General features: G+C 47.6%; 21 protein-coding genes. 4 read left to right on the forward strand and 17 right to left on the reverse strand.

From position 1 onward, the window contains the following. Positions 1 to 29: 29 nt before the first annotated feature. From DC345_RS06635 to sbnA, 14 genes are all read right to left on the reverse strand, one after another. A complete protein-coding gene (locus DC345_RS06635) occupies positions 30 to 404 on the reverse strand; it encodes a hypothetical protein (RefSeq protein ID WP_113052431.1) in 375 nt (124 codons plus the stop codon). 90 nt (positions 405 to 494) lie between these two features. Beyond that, positions 495 to 1,448 carry a class I SAM-dependent methyltransferase gene (locus DC345_RS06640; RefSeq protein ID WP_113052432.1) on the reverse strand — a complete coding sequence of 318 codons (954 nt, stop codon included), beginning with the start codon at positions 1,446 to 1,448 and terminating at the stop codon, positions 495 to 497. 38 nt (positions 1,449 to 1,486) lie between these two features. Then, positions 1,487 to 2,074 (reverse strand): histidine phosphatase family protein, encoded by a 588-nt coding sequence (locus DC345_RS06645; RefSeq protein ID WP_113052433.1) that lies wholly within the window; start codon positions 2,072 to 2,074, stop codon positions 1,487 to 1,489. Beyond that, positions 2,071 to 4,380, reverse strand: coding sequence for a class I SAM-dependent methyltransferase (locus DC345_RS06650; protein WP_113052434.1), 2,310 nt, complete (start codon positions 4,378 to 4,380; stop codon positions 2,071 to 2,073). Before DC345_RS06650 ends, DC345_RS06645 begins: the two co-directional genes overlap by 4 nt. 43 nt (positions 4,381 to 4,423) lie before the next feature. Beyond that, positions 4,424 to 5,236: a phosphotransferase family protein gene (locus DC345_RS06655; RefSeq protein WP_113052435.1), complete on the reverse strand. Its 813-nt coding sequence runs from the start codon at positions 5,234 to 5,236 to the stop codon at positions 4,424 to 4,426. 76 nt (positions 5,237 to 5,312) lie between these two features. Then, the gene (locus DC345_RS06660; RefSeq protein ID WP_181586511.1) at positions 5,313 to 6,911 is read right to left on the reverse strand and encodes a helix-turn-helix domain-containing protein; all 1,599 of its coding nucleotides are present in this window, start codon (positions 6,909 to 6,911) and stop codon (positions 5,313 to 5,315) included. A gap of 45 nt (positions 6,912 to 6,956) precedes the next feature. After that, the gene (locus tag DC345_RS06665; RefSeq protein WP_113052437.1) at positions 6,957 to 7,964 is read right to left on the reverse strand and encodes a FecCD family ABC transporter permease; all 1,008 of its coding nucleotides are present in this window, start codon (positions 7,962 to 7,964) and stop codon (positions 6,957 to 6,959) included. After that, entirely contained in the window at positions 7,961 to 8,962 is a 1,002-nt protein-coding gene (locus DC345_RS06670) for a FecCD family ABC transporter permease (RefSeq protein ID WP_113052438.1), read from the reverse strand. Before DC345_RS06670 ends, DC345_RS06665 begins: the two co-directional genes overlap by 4 nt. A 288-nt stretch (positions 8,963 to 9,250) precedes the next feature. Continuing rightward, positions 9,251 to 10,222, reverse strand: a complete 972-nt coding sequence (locus DC345_RS06675) for an ABC transporter substrate-binding protein (RefSeq protein WP_181586512.1) — start codon at positions 10,220 to 10,222, stop codon at positions 9,251 to 9,253. Positions 10,223 to 10,368: 146 nt separating this feature from the next. Continuing rightward, a complete protein-coding gene (locus tag DC345_RS06680; RefSeq protein ID WP_258530579.1) occupies positions 10,369 to 12,438 on the reverse strand; it encodes an IucA/IucC family protein in 2,070 nt (689 codons plus the stop codon). A gap of 24 nt (positions 12,439 to 12,462) precedes the next feature. Further along, the gene (locus DC345_RS06685) at positions 12,463 to 14,355 is read right to left on the reverse strand and encodes an IucA/IucC family protein (RefSeq protein WP_113052440.1); all 1,893 of its coding nucleotides are present in this window, start codon (positions 14,353 to 14,355) and stop codon (positions 12,463 to 12,465) included. A 42-nt stretch (positions 14,356 to 14,397) separates the two neighbouring features. Further along, positions 14,398 to 15,621, reverse strand: coding sequence for a type III PLP-dependent enzyme (locus DC345_RS06690; RefSeq protein WP_181586513.1), 1,224 nt, complete (start codon positions 15,619 to 15,621; stop codon positions 14,398 to 14,400). Then, positions 15,612 to 16,631, reverse strand: a complete 1,020-nt coding sequence (gene sbnB, locus DC345_RS06695) for a 2,3-diaminopropionate biosynthesis protein SbnB (RefSeq protein WP_113052441.1) — start codon at positions 16,629 to 16,631, stop codon at positions 15,612 to 15,614. Before sbnB ends, DC345_RS06690 begins: the two co-directional genes overlap by 10 nt. Before the next feature lie 27 nt (positions 16,632 to 16,658). Then, positions 16,659 to 17,666, reverse strand: coding sequence for a 2,3-diaminopropionate biosynthesis protein SbnA (sbnA, locus tag DC345_RS06700; RefSeq protein WP_113052442.1), 1,008 nt, complete (start codon positions 17,664 to 17,666; stop codon positions 16,659 to 16,661). Positions 17,667 to 17,910: 244 nt separating this feature from the next. Here sbnA and DC345_RS06705 point away from each other — a divergent pair, with 244 nt between their 5' ends. Continuing rightward, positions 17,911 to 19,197, forward strand: a complete 1,287-nt coding sequence (locus DC345_RS06705; RefSeq protein ID WP_181586514.1) for an MFS transporter — start codon at positions 17,911 to 17,913, stop codon at positions 19,195 to 19,197. A 24-nt stretch (positions 19,198 to 19,221) separates the two neighbouring features. Further along, positions 19,222 to 21,066 carry an IucA/IucC family protein gene (locus DC345_RS06710; protein ID WP_113052444.1) on the forward strand — a complete coding sequence of 615 codons (1,845 nt, stop codon included), beginning with the start codon at positions 19,222 to 19,224 and terminating at the stop codon, positions 21,064 to 21,066. 178 nt (positions 21,067 to 21,244) lie between these two features. On the opposite strand, the gene DC345_RS06715 is transcribed toward DC345_RS06710, so the two are convergent. Beyond that, complete coding sequence (locus DC345_RS06715; RefSeq protein WP_397333637.1) at positions 21,245 to 21,835, reverse strand: GNAT family N-acetyltransferase; 591 nt, start codon at positions 21,833 to 21,835, stop codon at positions 21,245 to 21,247. A gap of 5 nt (positions 21,836 to 21,840) precedes the next feature. Beyond that, complete coding sequence (locus tag DC345_RS06720) at positions 21,841 to 22,287, reverse strand: RidA family protein (RefSeq protein ID WP_113052445.1); 447 nt, start codon at positions 22,285 to 22,287, stop codon at positions 21,841 to 21,843. Positions 22,288 to 22,687: 400 nt separating this feature from the next. Here DC345_RS06720 and DC345_RS06725 point away from each other — a divergent pair, with 400 nt between their 5' ends. Then, positions 22,688 to 23,632 (forward strand): glycoside hydrolase family protein, encoded by a 945-nt coding sequence (locus tag DC345_RS06725; RefSeq protein WP_113052446.1) that lies wholly within the window; start codon positions 22,688 to 22,690, stop codon positions 23,630 to 23,632. Between the two features lie 242 nt (positions 23,633 to 23,874). Then, positions 23,875 to 24,309, forward strand: coding sequence for a hypothetical protein (locus tag DC345_RS06730; protein WP_113052447.1), 435 nt, complete (start codon positions 23,875 to 23,877; stop codon positions 24,307 to 24,309). A gap of 7 nt (positions 24,310 to 24,316) precedes the next feature. On the opposite strand, the gene DC345_RS06735 is transcribed toward DC345_RS06730, so the two are convergent. Then, positions 24,317 to 25,201, reverse strand: a complete 885-nt coding sequence (locus DC345_RS06735) for an AraC family transcriptional regulator (RefSeq protein WP_113052448.1) — start codon at positions 25,199 to 25,201, stop codon at positions 24,317 to 24,319. Positions 25,202 to 25,278 lie beyond the last annotated feature (77 nt).

Consider the following 25,278-nt stretch of genomic DNA (forward strand, 5'->3'; position numbering starts at 1 on the left):
CGAAAAGAATATACAACCGTCACTCCCGCTTAACGCAGGGGCAATGTACTTTGTTGATAACGTTCAAGTAATTGCATAACAAATGAGTCCTGCATTTCGTCCTGTAACAGGGCCGCGCCAATCAATCCAATATCATCACTGACATATCCGGCTAATTCAGGATCGCCTACAAGAGCAATCGTTCGTTTGAAAGCCCGTTCCCTGCATGCACGCAGCACTTCTCCTTCCACGACGTCTGTCTTCTGAGCAAACCGTTCAAATGCTTGCATCCACTCATCGGCAAATTCGGAAGCATCCCGTTGATTCAGATAGGCTTCCACATTCAGTCCTTCGAATGTTTGCTGACTAAGAATTCGCCCTTCATTCAAATCGGCCAGCAATTTATCCGCATCCACTCTGCTCATCTGGCTTCCCTCCTCCAATCGGTGCTGTCAAATACATTTCGGGAATCACAAAACGCTTCATCTCATTTCACGCCGTGTCCCCTTTTTTATCTAGTCCAGTCGCGTAATTCGCGTCATTTGCTGTGTGGGTGTTATCCAGGTTCGACATACAAAGTACTGTGGCAGTTGATCTACGAATGACTCTATGAAAGGAACACTCGGCGCATAGAAGAAGGAACCTCCTGGTTTTAGCGCTCTTAAAAGTTCCATATATTTCTGAGCGTATACTTCTGGTTCGCCGTCTGCCTTGAGATGATGATGTGTGAAATGGTTGGAGAATGCCAAATGGGAAATTATTGTCCCCCACTGTTCTTGTTCAAATGAAGTTTCCATCCAGCCCATACGTCGCAAAAACGGCAGATCTTCCAATTCATCCACTTGTCTGTCCATCCCATAAGCTTCAATTTTTTTACTACGTAAATAATGGACCAAATTGGCCTGCGGACCGCAGCCAAGATCAAGCACCGGCGGATGCAGGTGCTCTATATCCAAGCCGAGCCAAGATACCTGCAGATCCGCCGAATACTCCTCACACGGCACCCAGAACAGATGTGGATCCATTGTGTATTTTTTAAACAAGTCCTCGCCGTTAGTCTGTATTAGAAATGTTTTTAACTGTTGATAATGCTTCTGGAAAAATTGCTGTAATACCTCTTCCTCTGCCCTCTCATTCTGCAAAAGAGACCAGATCCGCATAAATTGATCTTTATATAATTCTGCCAATTGCAACTTGTCTTTGCTCGTAAACTGCATAAACTGGTTCACATGGATAAAATGGCGGATTCCTTGATCTGCTAGTTTAATTGTAAAATGACTCAATAATCCATCTGCAAAAATACGTTCTAATGCTTTTGCCACTTCAGCGCGATATTCCAAAAGCCAGGACAACGTTCGTGGAGATGGCCCTAATGCAGACTTGCCTCCATTATAAAATAAACTTTTATTGTCATTAAAACGGATTTGTTGCTCCATAAAGGACTCTATCAACTTGAGGTTCAGTATCATCGCCTCCTAACGTCGTTAGAACGTGTTACCTAAAGAAACTAAATCTGATCATCCCACAATCGTGTTACCTGAACCAGTCTGCCATCACGATCGAACTCAAGCTTGTAGATGTCCGGCATCGTTGTATTTGCCCAGAAGTCATAACCGTAGGACGGATCATAATAATTGAAAATCAACGTCATGATATCCCCATGGGTGCCAATCACTATTTTTTGTCCCGGATGCCTATCCAGAATTCGCTGTATAACAGCAATTGCCCGCGCCCCAGCGACTTCGCCGGATTCTCCACCTGAATAAGCAAATGCAGGATTGTTATAGAGCCTTTGTTTGGCTTCACGAAAATGTTCATGCTTCACTTCAGGACCGGACAGCTCACGCTCACGCAAATCCTCTTCCGTGACCACAATGCCATCTGACACTTCGGCCAACCCCTGAATCGTATCCACGGCCCGTCTATACGGACTGGAATAAAACAACCGGATCTGCTCCCGATGGAGCAAACCCGCAACGCTAGCCGCGTCTCTCTTCCCTTGTTCCGTCAGACTTCGCTCGCGTTCCTGCCCTTCGATATATTCAGATTCCGCGTGCCTTACAAAATATAAAGCCGTGTTGGCTTCATTTGTCATCTGTCCGCCATTCCTTTCTTCTTTTCAATCACGATCAGGCAGGTGCTGTCAGGCAAAGGTGCAGGTTGACCCTGTTCATCCATAAATATAATTCGTTCTCCAAGCGCCTCCGTATATCCTTCCTGAAGAAAGTGCCGGAATGTAATAATCTCGGCTTGCTCCCCCAGTGCTTCATGAATACAGTGCTCATATGCCGATGGGGTAAATATGCCGAATTGTTCCTGAATCTCATGGACATATGCTTCTTCACCCCATGTATAGGTGTACAGAAATTCCATCGCATCGTTGATATCCAACAGCGCCTCGTCCTCAGAGATTCGCTCAAATTCAATGCTGCGTCCCTGGAAATCCTGTGCGTACCGCTCTAGCCATCGCATCCCATCCGGTTCGAGGAAACGAATTCGACGTTTCTGTGCTTCGGGTTCAGTCATGATGCCATCCCTGATCAGAATTCGGCCCCCAGGGGACAACACGTTAAACGAACTTCTTAACGCAGCAACGACCGTGTCCCTGTTGAATCTGCGTCCGTCACGCTCAATATACGAATACAGTTCATGCAGAATGGATGAAAAAATAACCGTATCCACCGTGCCTGACTGCACGTATTGATCCAGTTGAAGAGCATCCCCCTTCAATACTTGCCAGCGATGTGCCTCCCGCTGCTTTTTGCGCTCCAACGCCTCAATGACATTCGCTGAAATATCAATGCCGATTGGTTCCATCTCAGGTCTTTCCTGTTCTATCAGATCGAGCAATATTCCACCGCCGGGACCGATATCGAGCACACGTTTGCCAACCATGTAATCCAGCAGTACTTTCTTGTAATCACCTGAGCTGTTCATGTCGGCCAGATACGTCTCTTCATTATGGAACCGATCATACGCATCCCGACGCAATCCGAATAGGTCAAATAACAGCAGCACAGCCTTTTCGTATAACGGAGACTTTTCTGCCTCAATACAGAATGCAATCAGTTTCTCCGCCGCTGGAGAAAATTCAAATGTCACAAATACCGTATCCCGCAAATCCCTGTGCCGTTCAATCCGATGTGTCAGATGGGGGTAAGTGATCGTCTCACCGGCTTCAATTTGCTCCCACGAATATTGCTCCAAATACTTTTCAATCATTCGTTTCTTGTAAATATTCAGTTTCTTGACACCTTTATAATCATAATACATCGTGTTCATTAATGGTTCGAAGCTGATATGCCTCACTACATCCAATTGTTGCTCCTGCGAAGTCGAGTTCAAGCCCACTCCTTCTTCTTCGGTTACTCTGCCTATGCCTGTGCTGTTCATCGTCAAATCATCTACAGATAGCAACATAGCTTCACTGTGTAGCGTCAAAAGGAAGATCTTAACCATCTCCTGCAACGAAAAATCATGCATCGCTGACTCCACATACCATAAGGTCCGATGAGCCAGAGGAGCGAGAATTCTCTCTATCTCAAGCCGGGCTTGAAGTTTGGCATATGCTTCATCCATCGCTTCTCCCTGAAGTATAGACGAACTCCGTAAGCGTGAAAGCCGCTCCTTCACATTCCAGTCCGTATGATCCGGCTCTGTAATGATCCAACCTACGATACGCTGCACTTCAGCCTGCACTTGATTCCACAACGCTCTCTCAACGCCAGCAATGATGCATTCATTTAATGCGATCAGGATGGCCTGCAATTCATCTGCGGTCAGCCACCCTTGCGGTATGAACGAGTGAAGCGGGGCATTTTCGGCAAATGGGATTTCTCCCCTGATGTACTGACCAATAAGTCCGTGTGTGGCAATAAGAGTATGAATGATCTCATGCCGAGGTGTGGGTGAACCATATGCGGTTTGCACAATTTGTGCACTACCACTTGGATCATCATTTGATAAATCACGCGAGGATTCTGATCGAGATGAATGTTCCTTCTCACGATGGCCTTGCTTGTCATGCAAATTTCCAACACTTCCATACATGTCATATAGCTGTGCTGAACCGACATTGTGCACGAACAGGTTAACCCCCTGTTTCTGCCAATTTCGCCGCTGTTTCGGTGATCCTGCCTTTGCCGTTTCCGACCAGACCAGCACATCCTCCAGAATTTCTCGCATCCAAAAAGAAACTTGAAGCTGCTCCAGCACCTGGAGTGTGCGTTCTACATAATCCAGTACCGGATTCGTGCCTTCCAGGTCAGCTATGGAATGAATGCGTTCCAGGTTAATATTCGGCTGCTCTGCCGCTGCCAGCAGCTGCAACCACGTTGGCTGCTCTTCCTCCGGGAGATGGCCTGACTTGTAAGATTGTATGGCCTTTAATGCGTTCAGCATGGATTTCTTCACCTCGTTATCCTTGTTAGTTAAGCTATATATATCAATTCAGTAGACGAATACGATCCTGCACAAGCTTGATCAACTGATTCTCTTCCACTGCAGGTAATCTCTCGTCTAAACGTGCAGCCGCGACAGGCAGAATCCAGGCATCCAACTCCTGGCGGGATATCCCGGAGATCTGGATGTAATGTTGGATATAATGTTCCAGCATTACATTGCGAGCCAATTCAAAACCTTTTTGAACAGCCGGGTCCGTATCCTCCGGCAACGTTCCGCTCATTAATATTACCCAGCTTCGTGCCACATCACCCGCTGGATCACCCGACATGCCTGTCATCCAGTCTATAACCCAATATTGATCTCTCATTTCATTTAACATGACATTATCGGGATGAAAGTCGCCATGACAAATTTGCTTTCGCTCTGGAAGAGACGACAAATAAGCAATTACCTGCGTCTTATCCTCTTCCGACAATAGAGAGGTATTTTGAATGGCCCCAGTAAGAATCTGCTTTTGTGTAGGGAATACTCCTTCATCATCCTGTTGGGCGTGAAGGCTATGATGACAGGCTGCCATTTGACGCGATAGTTCTTTGATCAACACGGGCTCCTGGATCATAAGGGATAACATCGTGCTGCCTTCAATCCGTTCAAATATAATCCCTTTGCGCGCTACATCATCCATATACAACCTTGCTTGTGGAACAGGTATGCCCTTTTGGAATACTGCCTCGGTAATTCGAAACTCATTCTGGACAGCTTCGGTTGGAAAATCTGCATGATATAATTTCATAATCTGATTGGATGGGTACGAATAGATCTCAGCCGTTCTTCCTTGCCCAATTCGTCTCATTCTTCACTCTCCCTGATATGAGTAGATTGCCTATTGCAGTACGATCCCTGTTGAAACGCCACCAGTTCAGCACTGTTTATCGCTGTTGATGTTCACCCACGGCTGCCATTAATTCATTCATGATTCGTTGTCTACCCAACGGAGTCCAACTCATTACAAACCAATTGGGAATGCGCTTAACTTTTCCATCCTTCACCGCCAGAATCTGGGGCCATGCTTCCGTTCTGGTCAACTCGTCATACATTTTATCACTACCAGCGAGAATATGATGATGATGAATGAACAGATGCTCTGTCTCCAATACAGGCATAGCTTCCGGCTGCAGCTCCATTCGCCACAGTTCTGCCGGTGCCTGATTGCCCGGACGCAGACCTAGCTCACCGTATATCAATTCATTGAGCGGATGATTCACCCTGCCCTGAACGCCAATCGTCCGGTGACTCACTTGCATGATGGTGATCCGTTCAAGGCCCAGCATCCGGCGCAATGTCTGGCCCGTTGTCTCAATCTGCACATCCAGACGTGTCAGCATTTCCGATGCCTCGCGTTCCCGGTTCACCAACTCGGCAATTTTCTCAAAGTTTCCTTTCCAGTCCCACACAGAGAAATCCAGAAATACAGGCGCAGCCGTTTGTTTGAACTGCTCTCTGAACTCCGTATGATAATGATCGGCGATGATCATGTCCGGATTGGACTGCTTCAATTCCTGCAGTTGTCTGTGCAATTGTTCCGCATACTGCTCATTACTCTGACCTGGATACTGGAATAAATCCACCACACAGACCGGCTCGATTCCAACTGATTTTAGATGGTCGTCGAAACCGAGCGAGGATGCTACAGCCACCTTTAACTTGCCCCGCTTCATATATAATGTAGGCGATACGCCCACCATGCGCTGAAACATGCGACTAAAGTAAAATTCACTTCGAAAACCAACCGCAGCTGCGACTTCTTTAACTCGACTATTCTTCGTATTCAGCATCTGCTTGGCCCGGGTCATGCGTACATTGCTCAGGTACTCGACTGGCGGCAAACCTGTTTCACTTCGGAACAAACGTGAATAAGCAACCGGCGGCATGCCACCTGCTGCTTCAGCCAGCTGTTCAATGCTTACTTTGTCCGTGTAGTGCTGCTCCATATAAAGGATGCTCCGTTCAACCCGTTCATCCATTACGGTACTCTGCTGTTCCGGTTCATTTTTCATAATATTCTGGATCAATTGCTCTAACTGAATTCTCAGATTCAATGAATCCCGATTTCGTTTCTGCCCACTCTGGTGATACAACTGCACAATCTGTTGGAGGATTTGTTGAGGATGATGCACGGTAATATGGCCTGGCGAGAGTGCACCGGATAAGGACAAGGAAGGCAATGCTTCATATCTACCTCTGGTCTTGGTTAGCCTGATCGGTTCAAACCATACTCCATAATATTCGAACGTACTACCTTGTTCCGGGAACTCCACAATCATGCCAGGTACAAGCAAATATAACTGGAGAGGACGAACCTTCTGGAGCGCACCATCCAGTACAACAACCCCTTCGCCCTCTGTAATAAAGCATAATATGTATACAGGAACCCGAACATGTTTGGCTTGTCGGGTCATGGGAAACTTTCGTTTACGTACTGAAGATAAAAGATAGATTAGATTGGCTTCGTTCACATATGATGACATCAAAAAATGCACCAGCCTTTCTTGCATTCTGAATCCTTTTCTTCATTATATCCCTCTGCGTCGTAACAGCAAATACATCATATATGGAGCCCCGATAATCGCCGTAATTAATCCGGCTGGAATCTCATACGGAGTGAACCATATCCGTCCGGCGAGATCTGCGAGCATGACGATTAGTCCTCCAAGCAACGCCGCAATCGGCAAGCGAACCAGACTCCGACTGCCTGCCAAATGTTTTGCCATGTGAGGGGCCATTAAGCCAACAAAACCAATCGTTCCTGCCATAGACACCGCGGACCCGGCGAACCCCACGCTCATCAGAAGGAACAACACCCGCATGGTCTCTACCCGCAGACCCAACCCAGCGGCCGACAGGACATCCAGCAGAAACATATCCAGCCATCTGGACATCCATATTAATAGAAGAAACAGGGTCAGCATCCACGGCAATAAAGGCCAAAAGTGTTCCCACGTTCGTCCGTATAGACTGCCTGCCATCCACACGGAAGCCTGGGAGACCCGGAATATTTTGCCCACCGTCAGCAAATATGTGATTAAAGCACCTGCCATTGCAGATATGCCCACACCAATCAGCAGCATACGAACCGTGGAACTCGCCTCTCCTTTTCTCCATGACAATCCATAGATTACCGCGGCCGCGAGAAAGGCTCCAATGAATGCAATCCACGGCATATGCCGCATTGGAAAAGTAGGAACCAGCACCATAACGGCAACCACCGCCGCAGCCGCACCCGAATTCAGCCCAATCACACCAGGTGATGCCAGAGGATTCCTCGTAATGACCTGTAGGATTGTACCCGCTAATGCCAGACCGCACCCAACCAGAAAACCGGTCAGTACCCGGGGCAGCCTCAACTGATGAATGGTAAAGTAATATTCCTGATCTCCCCTGCCCATCAGACTGCACAATACTTCTCCCGGAGGGATGGAGCGATCTCCCAACATCACATTAAGCACAAGCGCCCCTACATTTAACAGTAAAAGAATCAAAATAATGGCGAATGCGCGTCTCTTTATAATAGAAGAAATCATATCGACCTCTCCTTTCTTTGAGCCAGATAGATGAGGAAAGGAGCACCGAAGAAGGCTGTAACTACCCCAACAGGAATTTCCTGCCCCGGCAATACAAATCTCGCCCCAATATCTGCTGTGAGCAGCAGTAGTGCCCCTAGAACAGCAGAGTATGGAACTACCCAGCGATAATCACTGCCTGTTATCGATCTTGCAATATGCGGAACGGCCAACCCGATAAACCCGATGGGTCCGGCAAGTGCCACGGCACTGCCAGCCAGCAGAACAATCGCTATAATACAGATGATCCTAATCCTCTTCATGCGCTGTCCTAATCCTTGAGCCACTTCATCTCCTAAGCCAAAAATGTTCAATTGACTACTTAATGCAAAAGCACAGATGGTGCCAATGATCAGATAGGGCAGAATTTGAATAAACAGATCGAGATCCCTGCCTGTTAATGAACCCGCCAACCAGAAGCGCATCGTATCCAGGGACTGCTCATTCAGAATGAGAATGCCTTGTGTCAATGAAGCAAATAATAAATTTAATGTAGAGCCTGCCAGAACTAGTTTGACTGAAGATAAGGGCTGTCTGTCCGTGGAACTGAGAAGGAACACGAGCATGCCTGCTACCGCCGCCCCCAACAGCGCAGACCATGCAAATAATTGTAGAGACGTCGTTCCCAACCAAAAGGAAGCAAGCACCGCGGTAAGTGCCGCGCCATAGTTAATACCGAACAGTTCAGGACCTGCTAGGGCATTGCGGCTAATCGCCTGCATCAGGCACCCGGCCACAGCCAGTGAGCTGCCAACCACTGCGGCAATAACCGCTCTTGGCAGCCTGACGGTTTGAATGATCAAGTGTTCACGCGATCCGTCAAAGGCATAGAACGTATCCACAACGGAACGCAATGGAATCTGTACGATGCCATACATGATGCTGAATAGAAACGCGAGAAGTGTCAACACAATAATGGTTGCTAAACCAGTGATTTTAAACCTGATGTTTGTGTTCATTTTTACGCCTCCGACCTGCATGCTGCTTGATTTATGTACTTCAATATGTTGTATAAATCAGTTGAAAAAACGGACTGTAAAAATTTTTCCTTCTATTATATAGGAACAAATATAGAGCACGAATATAACGTGCATTAGCCATGTGCAGAAAAATCAGAAAAATTGGATCGTCACATTCGACGACCCAATTTTACAGTTTAGCTATGACCACTTGGAAGCATAATTGCAAATGATAAAGTGCTGATTTCCCAATCCTTGTCTCTGGAAAAGGTACAGCATGTTTTGCATTTAGTTGGCTACATAGGTGTTCAAGTCATCCACGACCTTGTTTACAGCCTGAATGCCCAAGCCACTCATCCAGTACTCCCAGTCAACCGGGTGAACAGCTTGGTTTTGGACTCCTTTCAACGTCGCCCACAATTTACTTTTCTCCAGCTTGGCGAACGCATCCGGTTCACGATTAAACCAGAAGATTACGTCCCCATCGAGATCAGCAATCTGTTCTTCCGTAATGTCCTTGGAGAAGCCTGCATCCTGCTGTGCTGCGGGACGAACAATTCCGGCATCTTCCATAATCGTACCTGCAAAGGTTTCTTTCAGATAGACCTGAATTTTGTCTTCGCGGGGACGGAACAGCGATACTTCCTTGGCATCCTTGCCTGCAAGCGTGGATTTCAATTCCTCAATGCGCTGCTGATATGTATCCAACAGCTTCTTGCCTTCTTCCAGCTTGTTTACAGCATCGGCATGAAGCTGCAGATTTTCTTTCCAGGTTACCCCGAGTGTTTCTACAAACACCGTAGGCGCGATTTGTTTTAACTGATCATGGATGGCATCATGTGTATCTTTATTACCAATGATCAAATCCGGCTTCAGTGCATCGATGGCCTCCAGGCTTGGTTCATTCACCGAACCGATATTCTCAATGCCTTCTGTACCTTTCAGATAAGCCGGGTAAGGATCGCCTGCTGCCAGGATGGAAGGTGCACCTACAGGTGTAATGCCCATTTCCAACAGATTATCCAGTGCCCCAATGTCCAGCACTACAATTCGACTCGCATTTGCCGGAACCTGAACCTCACCATATGCATCTTTGACGGTACGTGTATCTCCAGTATTGGCTACGGTTTCTTCCTGTTTTGGTTCCGTTGGTGCTGTTTCCGCTGCTAAACCACTCGCGGCACCCGATCCCGAATTCCCACAACCCGCGAGCACCAACATCAGTACCGCCAGCATAACAAAATGTACCCATGGTTTCATTCCAATCCTCTTTCTCTCTACTTGCATTCCATCCAACCCCCTGATCCTATTTAATAACCTATTTAATAACCTAATCAATAATGATTATCATTATTAAAACAATATCCCACAATTCCAGTTTCTGTCCATGCAATATTCTTGTGATCTCATATACTATTTTTTAATTCATCTTCATTCGACCCATATTTATCCATAATCTGGTGCGCCAGTGGATTCGGAACCTGATGAATGCGCAATTCATCATCTGGAAACAAGCGACGCTTCGTCAATTGCTCTACTCCGATTTCAGAGTCAAACAAGGAATACTGTTCGTAACGTTCATGAAATTCAGGGAAACGCTGTTGATAGTCGGTAATGATTTTACGTACTTGGTTCCAGAAGGTCTGCTCTCTGATCTGGTAATACTCCTGCATGAACAAAGCCAGCTCCCCAAGATTGATAAAGAAAAAGGCATCATGGATGAAATCCCGCACTTCTGCGGGTGCGTCCGTCTCCAGAAATGAATTTCGGTTCACACGGCGATGATATTCCGGCACCTCAACAAGCGCTGGACAGAGCTTGGGATCGGCAAGTACCTCTCTTGTAAATCGAATTCCGTCGTGAAAATCCTTCAGGGCAATGCGCGAGGGCCGGCCTTCCCGGTGAATCAGCAGCATATTCTGTGCATGAGACTCCAGCGCTATCCCATGACAGAATAACCAGTGAATGAGTGGTCGTACCGAAGTCAGCAGCAGCTCGGACAACCATTCATCAGCACCCAGCTTTTTTACCCAAGGATCAATCACCGGCCGCCCTTCATAGTCCAGTGTAGCCAATGCATTAAACGGAATCGCTGATTCACCTGGTTCCAGCCGGGAATGTACACTTTCCCTCCAAATGCAGGAGAGCACACCATACGAGAGGGGCTTCAAAGCCTCCGGTATCTGAGGATTGTCGTATGTAACACCAGCAATCTCTCCCAAAAGAATGACTCGTAGCTCATCCCTCAAGTAGGGATCTTGCTTGCTAATTCCCTGCAGCCAGTCGGTAATGCGAGGTGCATTCTCCACCGTATGTGGGGCGATCACCCTGCCTGTAGACGTATTGATCATACTGAGCGACAGCTTCAAGTACGGTGAACTGGGACGTGATCGGTTAGCTAGCGTGCGGATCGACTGTTGAGCCGTATAGCGGTCTTCGCTGCTGCCAAGCGGTACGATGCTTCCGTTACGAATGTCTTCTGCAAGAACAGTACTGATCGTTGTTCGCCATTGCCACGGATGGACTGGCATCAGCACATATTCGGCCGGATCAGCACCCATTTCCTGTAGTGCCGTGAGGAAGCGTTCCAACACTTGTTCGCCAAGTTGATCCTTTAGCCACTCCCTTGTAGTTGGTCCATATTCATTCGCGCCATGACTTATCCGTGCCTTTTGCTTATGAATTCCGATCCATATCGGTTTAATGCATCTGCCGAACTCGGGTCCATATTCAAGCTGATCTTCGATTCGGAAGCCGATACGGGATTTATAACTTGGATGGTATGGATGACCCTCGATAATTCCACTTTCCCAGTCTTCATCGGGAAGAGCATGTAAATCGGTCTGCCGCTCAGCTCGTACATATCGCGCCAGTGTATCATTGATCAGCGTCTGCTCCAGTTCTTTAACAAAATGCAGCAGCTTCCCTTCATCCGCGCTTATAGCTGGTCCGACTTCCAGCAAAAATAAAGAAATCGACTCCGCTTCTTGACCAACTGTAGTTCCAGGCTGAATACGTTGTTGTCTTCGAACCCCACTGCTTTCTTCCAAAGCTGGAATCTCATCCACACAGACACGTCTTGTAATCGGTTCATGGTTCAGCCGTAAACGACCAAAGGTGAGATGCCTTGTTCCCTTGCATGCGTAGATAACCCGTTCGCCGTTCAAACCAAGACCTTCCATTTCCCAAACGTTGAACCCCTGCTCCTCCCGTGAGCTATATGCAATAACACCTTCGTACATCAAGGATTCAACCAACTGCCTGAATATGCGTCTGCGTGCATCGGTATAGTGCTGTGAATTAAGGGCTGCGGTGTAAAGCTCTCTTTGCTGCTCTTGCCAATGCTCCTTCTCCACTGCAAGTCTAGAACTTGCAGCACCATTTCCTGAGTGGCTAGATGATTCCTCCATGCAAAAAGGTTGCCAATACGGATCCTCGTCATGACTCTGATATTCAGTTATTCTCGTATTTTCCATGCGCGTGCACTCCTCCCCTCCTGATTAATTCTGTCGCACTGGCCTGTAGACATGCAGTGGATTACTTACCCGATGCACACAATCCCCCGGCCCTTCATGAATTCTCCGTCTGGTCAGTTGTTCCACTTCAATCTCGGGTGCAAAAACGTCAAACTGTTCAAATCGCGCCTGTAACTCAGGGAACCGCTCCTGGTAATCCAAAATGACTTCGGCAGCCATGCGCCACCATTGCTTTTCGCTCAGGCCAAAATGCTTCTCCAGGAAAAATGCGACTTCGGTCAGATTGATAAAAAGCAACGCGTCCAACATAAAGTCCTTCACCTCGGAAGGATCCTCCTTCTCCACAAATGAGTTACGATTCACCCGCTGATGATTGGCAGGCGGATATTCAATATCCGGGTATCCAAAAGGGTGAGGAATGGATGGACAGTAACGGACACCGTCATGGAAATCCTTAAGCGCAATCCGGCTGGGCCATCCCTGATTCAGCACGATGATCATATTCTGCGCATGTGATTCCAGCGCAGCTCCATGTGCGTACAGCAGATGTATCAGCGGTACTACCGCAACATTCACCAATTGCCGGGCCCAGCGATCTAGGCCATATTCGTCTGTCCACGGTTTAATGACGGGCGTGCCCTGCTGGTCGAGATGACACAAAGCATTGAATGGCAAAGCATCTTCTCCTGCCATCAAGCGTGGATGCAGACTTTCACGCCAGATCGCTCCAAGTGATCCGTATATTTTTTGCTCCAGCATATTAGGCAGCTTCTGGTGGCGGTACGATACCCCTGCAATCTCCTTCAGCACGATCAGCCCAAGCTCATCCCCAAAAAATGAATCTTCTGCCGCCACACGACCAAGCCAGTCCGAAATACGAGCCGCATTCATAATCGTATGCTGTGCCAGAATTCGTCCAGATGACGTATTCACCATATTCAGCGGCAGTTTGACATACGGTTTATCTCGATGACTCACATTCGTCAATGTGCGAATGGATTGTTGAGGACGGTAGGTGTCACCTGCTTGACCCAGATACACCATTTCCCCTGTTCGGAGCTGCTCCGCACACGCCACCGATATTATTCGCTCCCACTGCCAGGGGTGCACAGGCACAAACACATATTGATCGGCAATTGCTTCCCTATCCCCATCCGTATTCTCCTTCACCCCGGAAACGACATTGGCATTGGAACTGGAGACCAATTTCAACTTCTCACTCGATATAGCTTCCTGCAAAATCAACTTGAATGTCTGTAGTTCCTCTCCTAGCTCGTTATGAATAAACGCAGCATACGTGTCCAGTGAGGACGAAATGGATATTTGGGCTGCATCCTGTTTAATCGCAATCCAGACCAGCTTGAATTCGGGTCCGAACTCCGGTCCGTAGGCTTCATTGTCAGAGAGTGTGAAACCAACTCTGGATTTGTAACAAGGATGATACGGATGCCCTTCAATCAGGGCGGATTCCCACTCGTCATATTCAGATATCCGAGGTTCGGGCTGATTAGAACACCATCGCACGGACAGTGTGTCCTTCAGATGGGTTTGCTGAAGCTCATCCATGAATTGGGCCAGCTGAGCTTCGGATGTGGGAATATGCGCAGCCATTTCCAGCAGGAAACGGGGAATGGAATCAGCTTCCGCTCGTTCTTCCGTTGTTATTCGCATGATTGGTTTATCTGACAATCGAATGCGGCCAAAGCTCTCTTTTCGTACAGCCCAAAAGGTGTATTCCACCTGCTCTCCTGCCTCCGTCTCCCCTCGCAGTGTATACTCTGCCTCCACATGAGGCCCGATCACCGGTTCACTCCATATTTGCTCATACAGAAATGACTCCACCAATTGCCTGAAAATACGTCGCCGCACTCGTATCCACTCTTCGGACCTGACCAACGCTGCTGTTAGACCGTTCATATGACACCTCCCATGATTGTACTGCCTTCAACCGTTTATGTGTTACTGCAAATAAATATGCTGCGGGTGTGGGTGACTCAAAAAGTCATGATGCGAGATCGCCCAGCCATAAGCGCCCGCATATTGGAACAGCAAAATATCTCCTGCCCGAACCCTGTCTGACGTAATATCACTTGCCAAAATATCTTTCGGAGTACATAGCTGGCCTGCCACAGTAAAAGCGGCTTCCTTCACCTCAGGTCTGTCATACGGATGCGTCCAGTTCTCCACCTCAATCACCTCAAATGGATGACTGTGCTGCCAAGAAACGGGCAGGCGGAAATGATGCGTACCGCCGCGAACGATGACATAGGTTTTGCCGTGGTTGGCTTTAACGTCAAGCACCTCTGTTGCATAATAACCACTCGATGCCGTGAGGTAACGCCCACATTCGAACAACAAAGTCGTTTCCGAAGGCAGTTCCTGTTGCAGCACCGGTGCGATACCATTCACAAATGTGTTCCAGTCGAACTGTTGCTCCAGATCGGCATAGTTCACACCGATTCCACCCCCGGCATTCAAATACCGCAATGTGAATCCATATTGCCTCGCCCAATCCCGCGCGATCATGCAATAATACTCAACCAGTTTTACATGCTGCTCCGCATCCAGATTGTTGGAGAGGGAGTGAAAATGAAACCCTTCGACCTGAATATGTGGCAGATTCCTTAGCTGGTCCATGACTTGTGGCAGCACAACCTCGTCGATCCCGAACTGGGTCGGACGACCGCCCATTGCCAATGTCGCCTGCGGCAGTGGACCTTTCAGGTTAATCCGCAGCAATACGGATACCCGAACGTCATTTTGACTCGCAATCTCGTTCAGCTTGTTCAGCTCGTGTATACTCTCCACATGAATAAGCTGCACGTTATGCTCTATCGCTCCCCGCAGCTCGGCTTCCGTCTTGCCAGGTCCACCAAACAGAATCGGAATATCCGCAGAGACTTGTCTCACCTTCATGATCTCGCCCAAAGATGCCACTTCGAAACCATGCACTACAGGGGCCAGCGCTTGAAGCACCGCTTCTTCCGAATTGGCTTTGATGGCATAGAACAGCTGACTGGATTCCGGCATGGATTGTACACGTTGATGCACATGAGCGACGAGGGCTGTTACATCCCGGATGTAGGCACATACCGGTTCAGTCTGTTGTTCTTTCAGTGCCAATAAATGCTCACGGACTCTTGCAACCTGAGGCATACGCCCTGTATTCAGCTCTATAACCATAAACGTGTGCCCTTTCCTTGTTCAACCGCTCTTGCGTACATCTCTGCCGCACTGGAAATATCCTCAATCGCCATCCCCATCGGGTTCAGCACAATAATCTCATCCTCATGTTCGCGCCCTGGCTTTTCCCCAATCAGGATCTCACCTAGTTCAGCGTGAAGCTGCTCTCGGGAAAACTTACCTTCAAGCACCAGCTGATTAATAATCTTTTTCTCGCGGTTGGATTGATCCCAATCGTCCACGACCACTTTGTCTGCCTGCGTAAATACATCCTTGTGCAAATCCATAATCGAGATGTTGCTGACAAATGTACCTTTGGCAATCCATTCATACGGAATATGCGGCGATGAGGCCACCGTAGCTGTTACGAGTACTTCCGCTTGTCGTACCGCTTGTTCTGACGAATCTTCCACCAGCACTTCAACCTGATCAAAGCGCGAACCAATTTCATTGGCGAGCTGCCGTGCCGTATCGGCATTCAGATCATACAGATGGATAGTTCGAATGGAGTCAAATTGTTCAAGCAGCGAGGTGATCTGCATTCTGGCGATCACCCCGCAGCCGATCACGCTCACCGTACGAAATCCTTTTCTCGCTAAATACTTTGCCCCGATAGCTGTAACTGCAGCTGTGCGCATCCCGCTGATGACGCTACCTTCCATTACCGCCACCGGATAATTGCTTTCCGGATCATTGAGGATAATAAGAGCGCTTGCACGTTCCTTATGACGCTTGGCCGGGTTATCATGCTTGCTCCCGATCCACTTGAGACCACTGATTGCAACATCGCCACCCACATACGCAGGCATCGCAATAATGCGATCGGCAATATGGCCGCTCTCCTCGTTAACCCGCAGATAAGGCTTCAACGGCTGCACGATATCCCGCTTGGCATGAAGCTCCAGTGCACGGGTTACTGCTTTGACATATGGCTCTGAATACAGCCCTCCCAGGTCTATAATATCCTGTTTACTCATATACAAAAGGCTATGATCCTGAACGGTACTCATATCTGATCTCTCCTCCGAGATAAATTTTTATATACTCTTGATCGCTTGGCTTGGCGGTAATTGATTAACCCATTGCTCGTCATACACACTGTCCAGATAACGTTCTCCACGGTCTGCGAAAACAGTAACCACCTTGGCTGAAGGCCGCAAGGTTGGAACCAGTTTTTCCAGTGCAGCAACCAGTGATCCGGACGACCCCCCTGCAAAAATACCTTCCCGTTCCAGAAGCTTCTGGCAGCCCAGTACGGATTCCCGATCATCCACATGAATAACTTGGTCAATCTCGTTTGGGCTAAATAATTCAGGGACCCGGTTGGCGCCAATACCCGGCAATTCACGCTGACGGGAAGGTGTGCCAAAAATAATCGAACCGACTGCATCAACAGCTACGATTCGCGCATGCGGATTTGCCTCTTTCACGCGGCGGGATATGCCCAGAATGCTTCCAGTCGTACTCACTGCACACACCAGTACGTCGATCTGTCCATCCATTTGCTCCACAATCTCCTGACCTGCACCATGATAGTGAGCTTGCCAGTTCAACGGGTTGGCATACTGGTTGATCCAGTAACCTGCCGGGTCTTGACTGGCTAATTCCTTGACCCTGCGAATGCGGGATTGCAAATAACTTCCGTGTTCGTCCGGTTCAGTCACCATGTCAACCTGCGCCCCGAGGTAGGTTATCATTCTCAGGTTGGTCGATGTGATTTTCGGATCAACCACACAGGTGAATTTCAGTCCATATCGTTTGGCGGTTAATGCAAGACCAATTCCCAGATTTCCTGAAGTGCTCTCGATGAGATGCGTATCCGGTTTGATCGTTCCGTCCCGCAGACCCTGCTCGATAATGTACCGTGCAGGTCGGTCTTTCATACTTCCGCCGGGGTTCATCATTTCCAGCTTGGCATACACCGACGCTCCTGAAGATCCAAACAGGGAATTCAAGCGAACCAGTGGTGTTTGACCGATGCAATCGATAATGGAATCCGCAACTTTATGCGAGCGATCTTTGATTTGCAGCGTACTTTGTTCCATGTGTTTACACCAGCTTTCTGGGTATATTGTTGTCCAAAATCGCTTTATTGATAATGATTATCATTTTCAAAATTGGACACAGGGCCTATTATGCATATCCTTTTTTTTCCTGTCAACACTAAAATTTTTGGAAAGTTTTTGAAAAAATTAAGATTGACATTGAGAATCATTCTTGATAATCTGATCAGCAATTGGTTTCAAATTGCCAAAATCAAGGTGGTGAAGTGGACACATGATGTCTCAAATGGCATGGAAACAGAGCGTCCGCATTTTGTGGGGTGGACGCTTTCTTTCCAGTGCCGGGCTGACTGGAATCAGCCCTTTTATACCGTACTACATGGAGCATCTGAACGCGGGAACGCCGGAAGAAGTGCTGATGTGGACAGGTCTGTCCGTATCTGCGCCTGCTTTGTCCTACGCACTTCTAACCCCTTTTTGGGGTAAGATCGGAGATCGTTGGAGTCGAAAATGGATGGTTGTCAGAGCGCTGGTCGGACTGGCTCTTAGTATGTTTCTGATGGGCATTGCCCAGACGCCTTTTCAATTCTTTTTGTTCCGTCTCTGCCAGGGGGCTTTCGGTGGCATATCCGATGCGAGCAGTGCGTTTGTGGGAACCCATGCCCCTGACCAAAAGCAGGGTTCTGCGCTTGGACAGTTGGAGCGGGCATCAGCAGCAGGCCTGCTCGTTGGACCACTGCTAGGGAGCATATGTGTAAACACGTGGGGAAGTCGTCCGCTATTGTTCATTACGGCCTCGTTGACATTGAGCTTTGCTGTGCTTGCCGCAATCGTATTAACGGGGGCGACAACGCATCGGACTCGTACGGTCAAGAACAATACTCAAGTATCTCCCGTGGAACAGCACCCGCCTTCGGTCACTATGTTAAGCAACCACAAAAACAGGAACAAAAGTGGAATTATCCATGCCTTCGTTTCGCTGATTACACATCCTATTGCCCGAAGACTCGTTATCGCAGGCATCATCTTCAAGCTCGCAGATTTTGCAACGTTTACGATGTTTACTCCGTTTATTCGTGAAATCATCCCTTCCTCAGGTGCAGCTGCGCTTACCGTCGGGGTTCTGCTCGCGATGTCTTCGGTTGGTGAATTGGTTGGCGCATCGTGGTGGGGTAAGCGAAACGATCAGTACTTACCCGAACGCAATCTCCGGCTGGCTGGTTTGTTATGCGGCTTGTGCCTGCTTGCACATACACTTCCACTCGGGGTGGCCTGGCTGCTGGTTGTACGTTTTCTGCAAGGATTCTTCTACAGCGCCCTATTGCAGACGGTCATGCTCAACGTGCTGAAATCCTCCACCGATCAGGATCGGGGCGTGCGCATCGGAGCTACCAACAGCATGTTAATGGCTGGTCAGATTGCCGGTCCATCCATTGGGGTTCTAATCGGAGGTATCTGGGGAATTCCAGCTGTATTTCTCGTCATGGGGACAGTCATGCTCGTCGCTTCGCTTGCTGTACGCCGCCCAGCGGTTCATGAGCCAAAAGCTCCCGTACAACTGCCACTCCAATAATTTGTGAAAGGATGATACTGAATCATGACCAAGAATAACGTCACCATCGATCCATTCCAGCAGACTGTTCATCCCTCTTTAGTATCGCCGAGCGGAATTGCCCGTCAGGAGATGCTAAGCCGTATATTGAACACCTATCTTCGAGAAACCGAACAGCATGATCCTTATGTTCGAATTGCCACGCGGCCTGATATTTCGCTGGTTATTGAGCTTCCGCGTACAGATCAGAGGATATATGGACATCTGCTTCATCGTTCCGCCGCTGGACATCATGTTTATAGCAACAAGTTTCACATTGCAGAATCAGAAGAGGCACAGCCCGATGGTTGGAGAGAGGTATCTTTTGAACAAATAACGACACTGTTACTCGATGAAATATCATCCGTAGAACCCCATCCTGATGACCGAATGTTGAAACGAGCAGAGCTGGAGCAGATGGTTTACAACAGTTTGGAGCATATGACCTCCTATCTGGAGCATGCGAAGAATGCACCATTTCCTGTAACATTGGATTTTCGCTATCTGGAACAGGTACTGCTATGTGGTCATCCATTTCATCCAACGCCGAAAAGTCTGGAGGGCTTCAGTTCTTCGGATTCGCATGCCTATTCGCCAGAATATGGCGTTAGCTTTCCTCTCAGTTGTTTTGCCGCAGCACCTGAACTTGTGTTCGAGGATTGGCTGGATACCGCGGATTATGGCAGCGAAGCACCCTGGGTTCCTGCGGAAATGGCAGAGGCCGCTTGTAAGCACCTCCCTTTGAACAACAAAAATTATGTTCTCCTCCCTTGTCATCCTTGGCAGGCTGCCTATTTGCGGACACTTGAACCTGTAAAGTCCTTATTACAACAAGGCACTTTGATTGATCTGGGCTCTACCGGACCCTACGTATACCCAACCTCCTCGGTGCGCACGGTCTGGAATCCAAAGGAAAGTTGTTTCTATAAGCTGTCTCTTCATATTCGAATTACAAACTTTATTCGCGAGAACAATGAAGAGCAGTTGCTGCGCACGCTGGATGCATCCAGGATTGTACAGCAGATTCAGGATCGCTGGACATCAGAGAAATTTCAAATTTTGCTGGAAAAAGGTTACCGTAGCTTAAAGGTACCAGAGATTCCTTCGTCCACTCAAGATGCGCTGATCTCGGGATTCTCCATGATCCTGCGTGAAGCACCGGAATCTTGCAGCTCTGCTACAGGGGCGCCTTATGTCGTGGCCTCACTTATGGAGGTGCTTCCCGGAGAAACTGAACCATTGTTGTTCCAAGCTGTTCGGGAAAGTCTTCAATCATCTTCTTCGCCGGACTGTGTACTTGATGTAAGGGTGCAGACAGACTGGTATGAATGGCTTCGTCGATATCTGGAGTTGTCCATGGTTCCACTTGTGGAACTGTATGCCGAGACAGGCATTAGTCTGGAAGCTCATGTACAGAATTCCATGTTGCGTCTTGAAGATGGAATGCCTGTCGCTTTTGTGGTTAGGGATCTGGAGGGCATCAGTGTCAATCGAGGCTTAGCGGAACAGCAAGGTTGGATCGATCAGGTAGTCAATGCCAACAGTCCTGTCTTGTATACCGAAGAAGAATCACGTCATCGTTTGAAATATTATTTCTTCGTCAATCATCTAAGTCATTTGGTGCAGCGTCTGGCATACTATACGGGTCAACTGGAGCAGCCATACTGGAAGGTGGTGAGAAATACGTTGGAGGAGCTTCGAAAAAAGACAACCGAATCTTCGCACATCAACGACGTCATTCGTGATCTGTTGACCACCGAGACCTTGCCGGCCAAAGCCAATCTGCTCAGTCGGTTCCATCAGCGTGGTGAAACGCCGTTATACGTCAATATTCCCAATCCAATGAGGTAAGGAGATTCCTCTTATTTGCTCCCGTTCATTCAGGTGTTCATTCAGCATCAATACACCCAACCTCCAATATTGCATACTAAAAAACGGCCCTGGAGAACAACACAACGTGTTCTTCCAGGAGCCGTTTCTTTCTTTCAAATCATTTCCCGATTCATTTCTTATCTTATTTCAAACGATTCTATTCGAACTCATCGCCTCTTACCTTGGCGAACACCATCATATCCACGAGTGTACCTGTACTGTCACGCCGCATCTTGCGCAGTACACCTTCAAGCGTATAGCCAGCGCGCTCAGCCACTTTGGCACTTCGCACATTGCGGGCATCACATCGAATTTCCAGTCGATTGGCCTCCAGATAGGTTATTGCGAACTGCTCAATACCTCTGACCGCTTCTGTCACGAGACCCTCACCAGCACGCGAAGTTCTGATCCAATAACCGATCTCGAAACAGCGTGCATTCCAGTCGATTCGATGCAGTCCGCTGCTGCCTACGAAATCATCCGTAAATCTGTCACGTAAATGAAGCATCATGTCGGTACGCTCCAGAAATTGCAGCCTGGCTTTGCGGGCATTCGCTTCCGATTCCTCCAGTGAAGGTATGTTCTCGGCAAAAGGCAGCCACAAACGCAATTGCTCCGCACTTTCACGAATTGCCTCATTCACTGCCGCTCCATCTCCCCACCTCGGGGCACGAATAGTCAATCGTTGTGTATCGAAACTTTCGGGAAAAGACAGCATTAACGGATTCATTGAAGCGGAATTGGTCATGAACTCTACTCCTCCACCTGGAATATCGAGTCAATGATCAGCGGCAAATTATCCCTCACAGATACAGCACCAAATACGGAACGGGCATGCACACCCTGTTCTCCGAACACATCCAGCATCAGATCCGAGAACCCGTTTAGCACTTTATGATGTTCCTCGTACGAGGCGGTGGCATTGATGAAACCCTGCACTTTAACCACCCGCTTCACCCGATCCAGCGAACCAAGCACATCCTGAACAACAGCCAATACTTCAATAGCGGCATTTTGGGCAAATTCATATCCCTGCTCCGTCGTAAACTGCTCCCCGAGTTTGCCACGCTCTAGCGTATCTGGCCCTTTACCTGACACATACATGATTCCATTTACAATCACTGCATTGGTATACTTTGCTGCCGGCGTACTTGCTTGGGGCAATACAATGCCCAATTCGTCCAGTCTGGTCTGTATCATTCGGTTTCCCCCTTATGTAGAAAATATCCTTACTAGCCATCAATCTATCAAACTTTCAACTTTTCAAGCTATCAATCTTTCAATTTATTCCTAATTTAGTTAAATCTCAATATACGCCGGTTGCTCTTGAACTGCAAGATGTAAATAGGTTGAAGGGATATTTTTCTTCTATATAAGTCATTAATTACATTTCAAATGTCGATCAGCATTCAATGCTCCAAACTAGAATACAGGATGCAGTATACGATGATTGATTTAATGGATAGATAGATTAGATGAATTAATAAATATATAATTCCTTAAATATTGAAAACGTTATATTGTAATTTCAAATCATTTCTTTTACGATAGAAGCAATAACTCTCAAAATCAATGGAATTGAATGGAAGGAGGAATTATCATGAGTGCACCATTGTTTCGTGATCCCATCTTTGATGGAGCTGCTGATCCGGTTGTTGTGTGGAATCGTTCTGAGCAAACCTGGTGGATGATCTATACGAATCGCAGAGCCACAGCCGGAGGGCCAAAGTTCGCCTGGGTGCATGGCACGGATTTGGGCGTAGCTTCTTCATCTGACGGTGGACAGACATGGACATATCGCGGTACGTTAACCGGATTGGAGCATGAATGGGGACATAATACATTCTGGGCTCCCGAAATTTTCTGGCATGAGGGCACGTATCATATGTATCTCAGTTACATTCAAGGGGTCCCCCATGACTGGGCGGGCCATGATCGGCACATTTTGCATTACACCAGTACGGATCTGCTATCTTGGACATTCCACGGCAAACTGGAGCTTAGCTCGGACCGTGTGATTGATGCGTGTATTTACCCGCTGCCGAACGGAAAATTCCGGATGTGGTACAAGGATGAGGCTAATTCATCCCATACGTATGCAGCAGATAGCCCGGATCTCTATCAATGGGATGTGATCGGACCGGTTATTACAGGACGAGCGCATGAAGGACCTAACGTATTTCGTTTCCGTGATTCGTATTGGATGATTGTTGACGAATGGAGAGGACAGGCCGTTTACAAATCGGATGACCTGGAGAATTGGGAATGGAACAGTCTGATTCTCGATCAACCGGGAAATCGTGAGGATGATGGTGTAATCGGTTTGCATGCAGATGTCGTCGTACAGGATGATGAAGCCTATATCTTTTATTTCACCCACCCGGACCGGATCGAAGGTATCGATCATGCCAGTGAACCGGCACGTCGTTCCTCTATACAGGCCGCACGTCTCGATGTCATTGGTGGTGTGATGGTCTGTCCACGGGATGAAGAGTTACAGATGAAATTGCGACCGGAGAAGGATACAAGTCAAATTTCGGTTTGAGCAGCGTTGTCCATGATTTGAAATTCAAACTCAATTTTACAACGTCATAATAAAGGACCTGAACCAATGTCTGCGCACGCAGGATTGTTCAGGTTCTTTTTACATGTTCTCCTTCGGATCGCGAAATCGTCAAGAATTCCCTTCCTGTATTTACCTATAGGTTTAAGTGTCGTTACATGTTAATATGTAGAACTCCATTTTCAAAATGGGAAAATACTAAATACATAAACAAGGACGTATTTATGAGTACAAAAACACGACATATTATTTTGATTTTATTCACTATCATTCTGATTATTGCATCCATCTTTTTTCATAAGTATCGTGAACTCAAACATCGTATCGAGTCTTCTGCCGACTCAGCTTACCGCAGTGTTATTTTGGAAAGTATACATTATAAAAAAGAGCTGGATCGATACATCAAAAGCAACAAAACAACAGATGAAACAAACCTGAGCATCTATCCGAACAATATTAAGAACGCTTTCGAATATTATGGGCTCATTACTAATATGGTCGATGGAACAACCCAAAGGTTATATACTGAACGAAGTGATCTTTTCCATCAGTACTGGCACGTGATCCCTCCAGCCTATGCGAAGCTTTCATTGAAAGAACTACAAAAGGTAAGTGATAAAACAAACATCATTATTAAGGGACTCCAACGTTTGAAATAAACCCACCCTATTTCAGCACTCTCATCGAACCTGCTTCACTAAACTGCTGCCGATATGTCCTCGGTGACACCTGAACCGTCCGTTTGAACATCTTCCCGAAATGAGAAAAATTGCTGAATCCCGCTCGCAGAGCGATCTCCGTTATCGAATCCTCGCTTTCACGCAGCAAGCGCTGCGCCTCCTTCACGCGAAGCAGATTGAGATAATCGCTGAACGTGAAACCTGTGGTCTGTTTGAACAGGCGGCTGAGATAATGGGGACTAATTCGAAATAATGCAGCAACCTCAGGCAGCGCTAAATCCTGCTGATAGTTATCGTTGAGATAACGCACCACTGCCTGTGCCTTGGGATGTAGAACCGGCTCACTATCGGCCGAGTGCACGGTACCCAGATGTTTGTTACGGTATGCGAACAACAGCAGTTCAACGGAACGGTGACGCAGCAGCAGACTGCTTCCAGCTCTGGTATGGACCATCTCATCAATCATTTCACTGACCATTCGGTCCGCTGTTTCACTTACCTGTGAAGGAAGGCTCAGAATGGGAATATCCCAACTGAATGGCTCTTTTAGTCCCTCAGCCAACTCAGGTAAAATGGCCAATGCGGTGAACAGCTCTGGCTTGATATACAGAACAATCCGATCATGGTCCGGTCTTCCACTCTCCATCGTTTTATGTACGGTATTCCGGTTGATGAATACGAAGTCTCCGGCTTTAACCCGATAAGTTCGATCCTTGATGAAGTATATACGCTCACCCGATAGCAGATAGTACAGCTCATAATGGTCATGCAGATGGTCATCCGTCATGGAGAAATATCCAATGCGGCGATCATATTCGATATTCAAATATCCGGTAGGATCATTATATTCCGCTCGAAGTGTCCGTATCATGCAGCTGCCCCCTTTAGTTGAATTATAGCAAAATAAGCGGCATTTGAAAGCGATTACGCACAAAAAGCGGCGAAAGA

Origin of the sequence: Paenibacillus taichungensis, from assembly GCF_003287275.1 — a bacterium.
In the GTDB taxonomy this organism is placed as follows: Bacteria; Bacillota; Bacilli; order Paenibacillales; family Paenibacillaceae; genus Paenibacillus; species Paenibacillus taichungensis_A.

Bases quoted from the DNA above. Each gene is read 5' to 3' on its own strand.
- DC345_RS06635 (WP_113052431.1), bottom strand. From the start codon at position 404: ATGAGCAGAGTGGATGCGGATAAATTGCTGGCCGATTTGAATGAAGGG.
- DC345_RS06640 (WP_113052432.1), bottom strand. From the start codon at position 1,448: ATGATACTGAACCTCAAGTTGATAGAGTCCTTTATGGAGCAACAAATC.
- DC345_RS06645 (WP_113052433.1), bottom strand. From the start codon at position 2,074: ATGACAAATGAAGCCAACACGGCTTTATATTTTGTAAGGCACGCGGAA.
- DC345_RS06650 (WP_113052434.1), bottom strand. From the start codon at position 4,380: ATGCTGAACGCATTAAAGGCCATACAATCTTACAAGTCAGGCCATCTC.
- DC345_RS06655 (WP_113052435.1), bottom strand. From the start codon at position 5,236: ATGAGACGAATTGGGCAAGGAAGAACGGCTGAGATCTATTCGTACCCA.
- DC345_RS06660 (WP_181586511.1), bottom strand. From the start codon at position 6,911: ATGTCATCATATGTGAACGAAGCCAATCTAATCTATCTTTTATCTTCA.
- DC345_RS06665 (WP_113052437.1), bottom strand. From the start codon at position 7,964: ATGATTTCTTCTATTATAAAGAGACGCGCATTCGCCATTATTTTGATT.
- DC345_RS06670 (WP_113052438.1), bottom strand. From the start codon at position 8,962: ATGAACACAAACATCAGGTTTAAAATCACTGGTTTAGCAACCATTATT.
- DC345_RS06675 (WP_181586512.1), bottom strand. From the start codon at position 10,222: ATGAAACCATGGGTACATTTTGTTATGCTGGCGGTACTGATGTTGGTG.
- DC345_RS06680 (WP_258530579.1), bottom strand. From the start codon at position 12,438: ATGGAAAATACGAGAATAACTGAATATCAGAGTCATGACGAGGATCCG.
- DC345_RS06685 (WP_113052440.1), bottom strand. From the start codon at position 14,355: ATGAACGGTCTAACAGCAGCGTTGGTCAGGTCCGAAGAGTGGATACGA.
- DC345_RS06690 (WP_181586513.1), bottom strand. From the start codon at position 15,621: ATGGTTATAGAGCTGAATACAGGGCGTATGCCTCAGGTTGCAAGAGTC.
- sbnB (WP_113052441.1), bottom strand. From the start codon at position 16,631: ATGAGTACCGTTCAGGATCATAGCCTTTTGTATATGAGTAAACAGGAT.
- sbnA (WP_113052442.1), bottom strand. From the start codon at position 17,666: ATGGAACAAAGTACGCTGCAAATCAAAGATCGCTCGCATAAAGTTGCG.
- DC345_RS06705 (WP_181586514.1), top strand. From the start codon at position 17,911: ATGGCATGGAAACAGAGCGTCCGCATTTTGTGGGGTGGACGCTTTCTT.
- DC345_RS06710 (WP_113052444.1), top strand. From the start codon at position 19,222: ATGACCAAGAATAACGTCACCATCGATCCATTCCAGCAGACTGTTCAT.
- DC345_RS06715 (WP_397333637.1), bottom strand. From the start codon at position 21,835: ATGACCAATTCCGCTTCAATGAATCCGTTAATGCTGTCTTTTCCCGAA.
- DC345_RS06720 (WP_113052445.1), bottom strand. From the start codon at position 22,287: ATGATACAGACCAGACTGGACGAATTGGGCATTGTATTGCCCCAAGCA.
- DC345_RS06725 (WP_113052446.1), top strand. From the start codon at position 22,688: ATGAGTGCACCATTGTTTCGTGATCCCATCTTTGATGGAGCTGCTGAT.
- DC345_RS06730 (WP_113052447.1), top strand. From the start codon at position 23,875: ATGAGTACAAAAACACGACATATTATTTTGATTTTATTCACTATCATT.
- DC345_RS06735 (WP_113052448.1), bottom strand. From the start codon at position 25,201: ATGATACGGACACTTCGAGCGGAATATAATGATCCTACCGGATATTTG.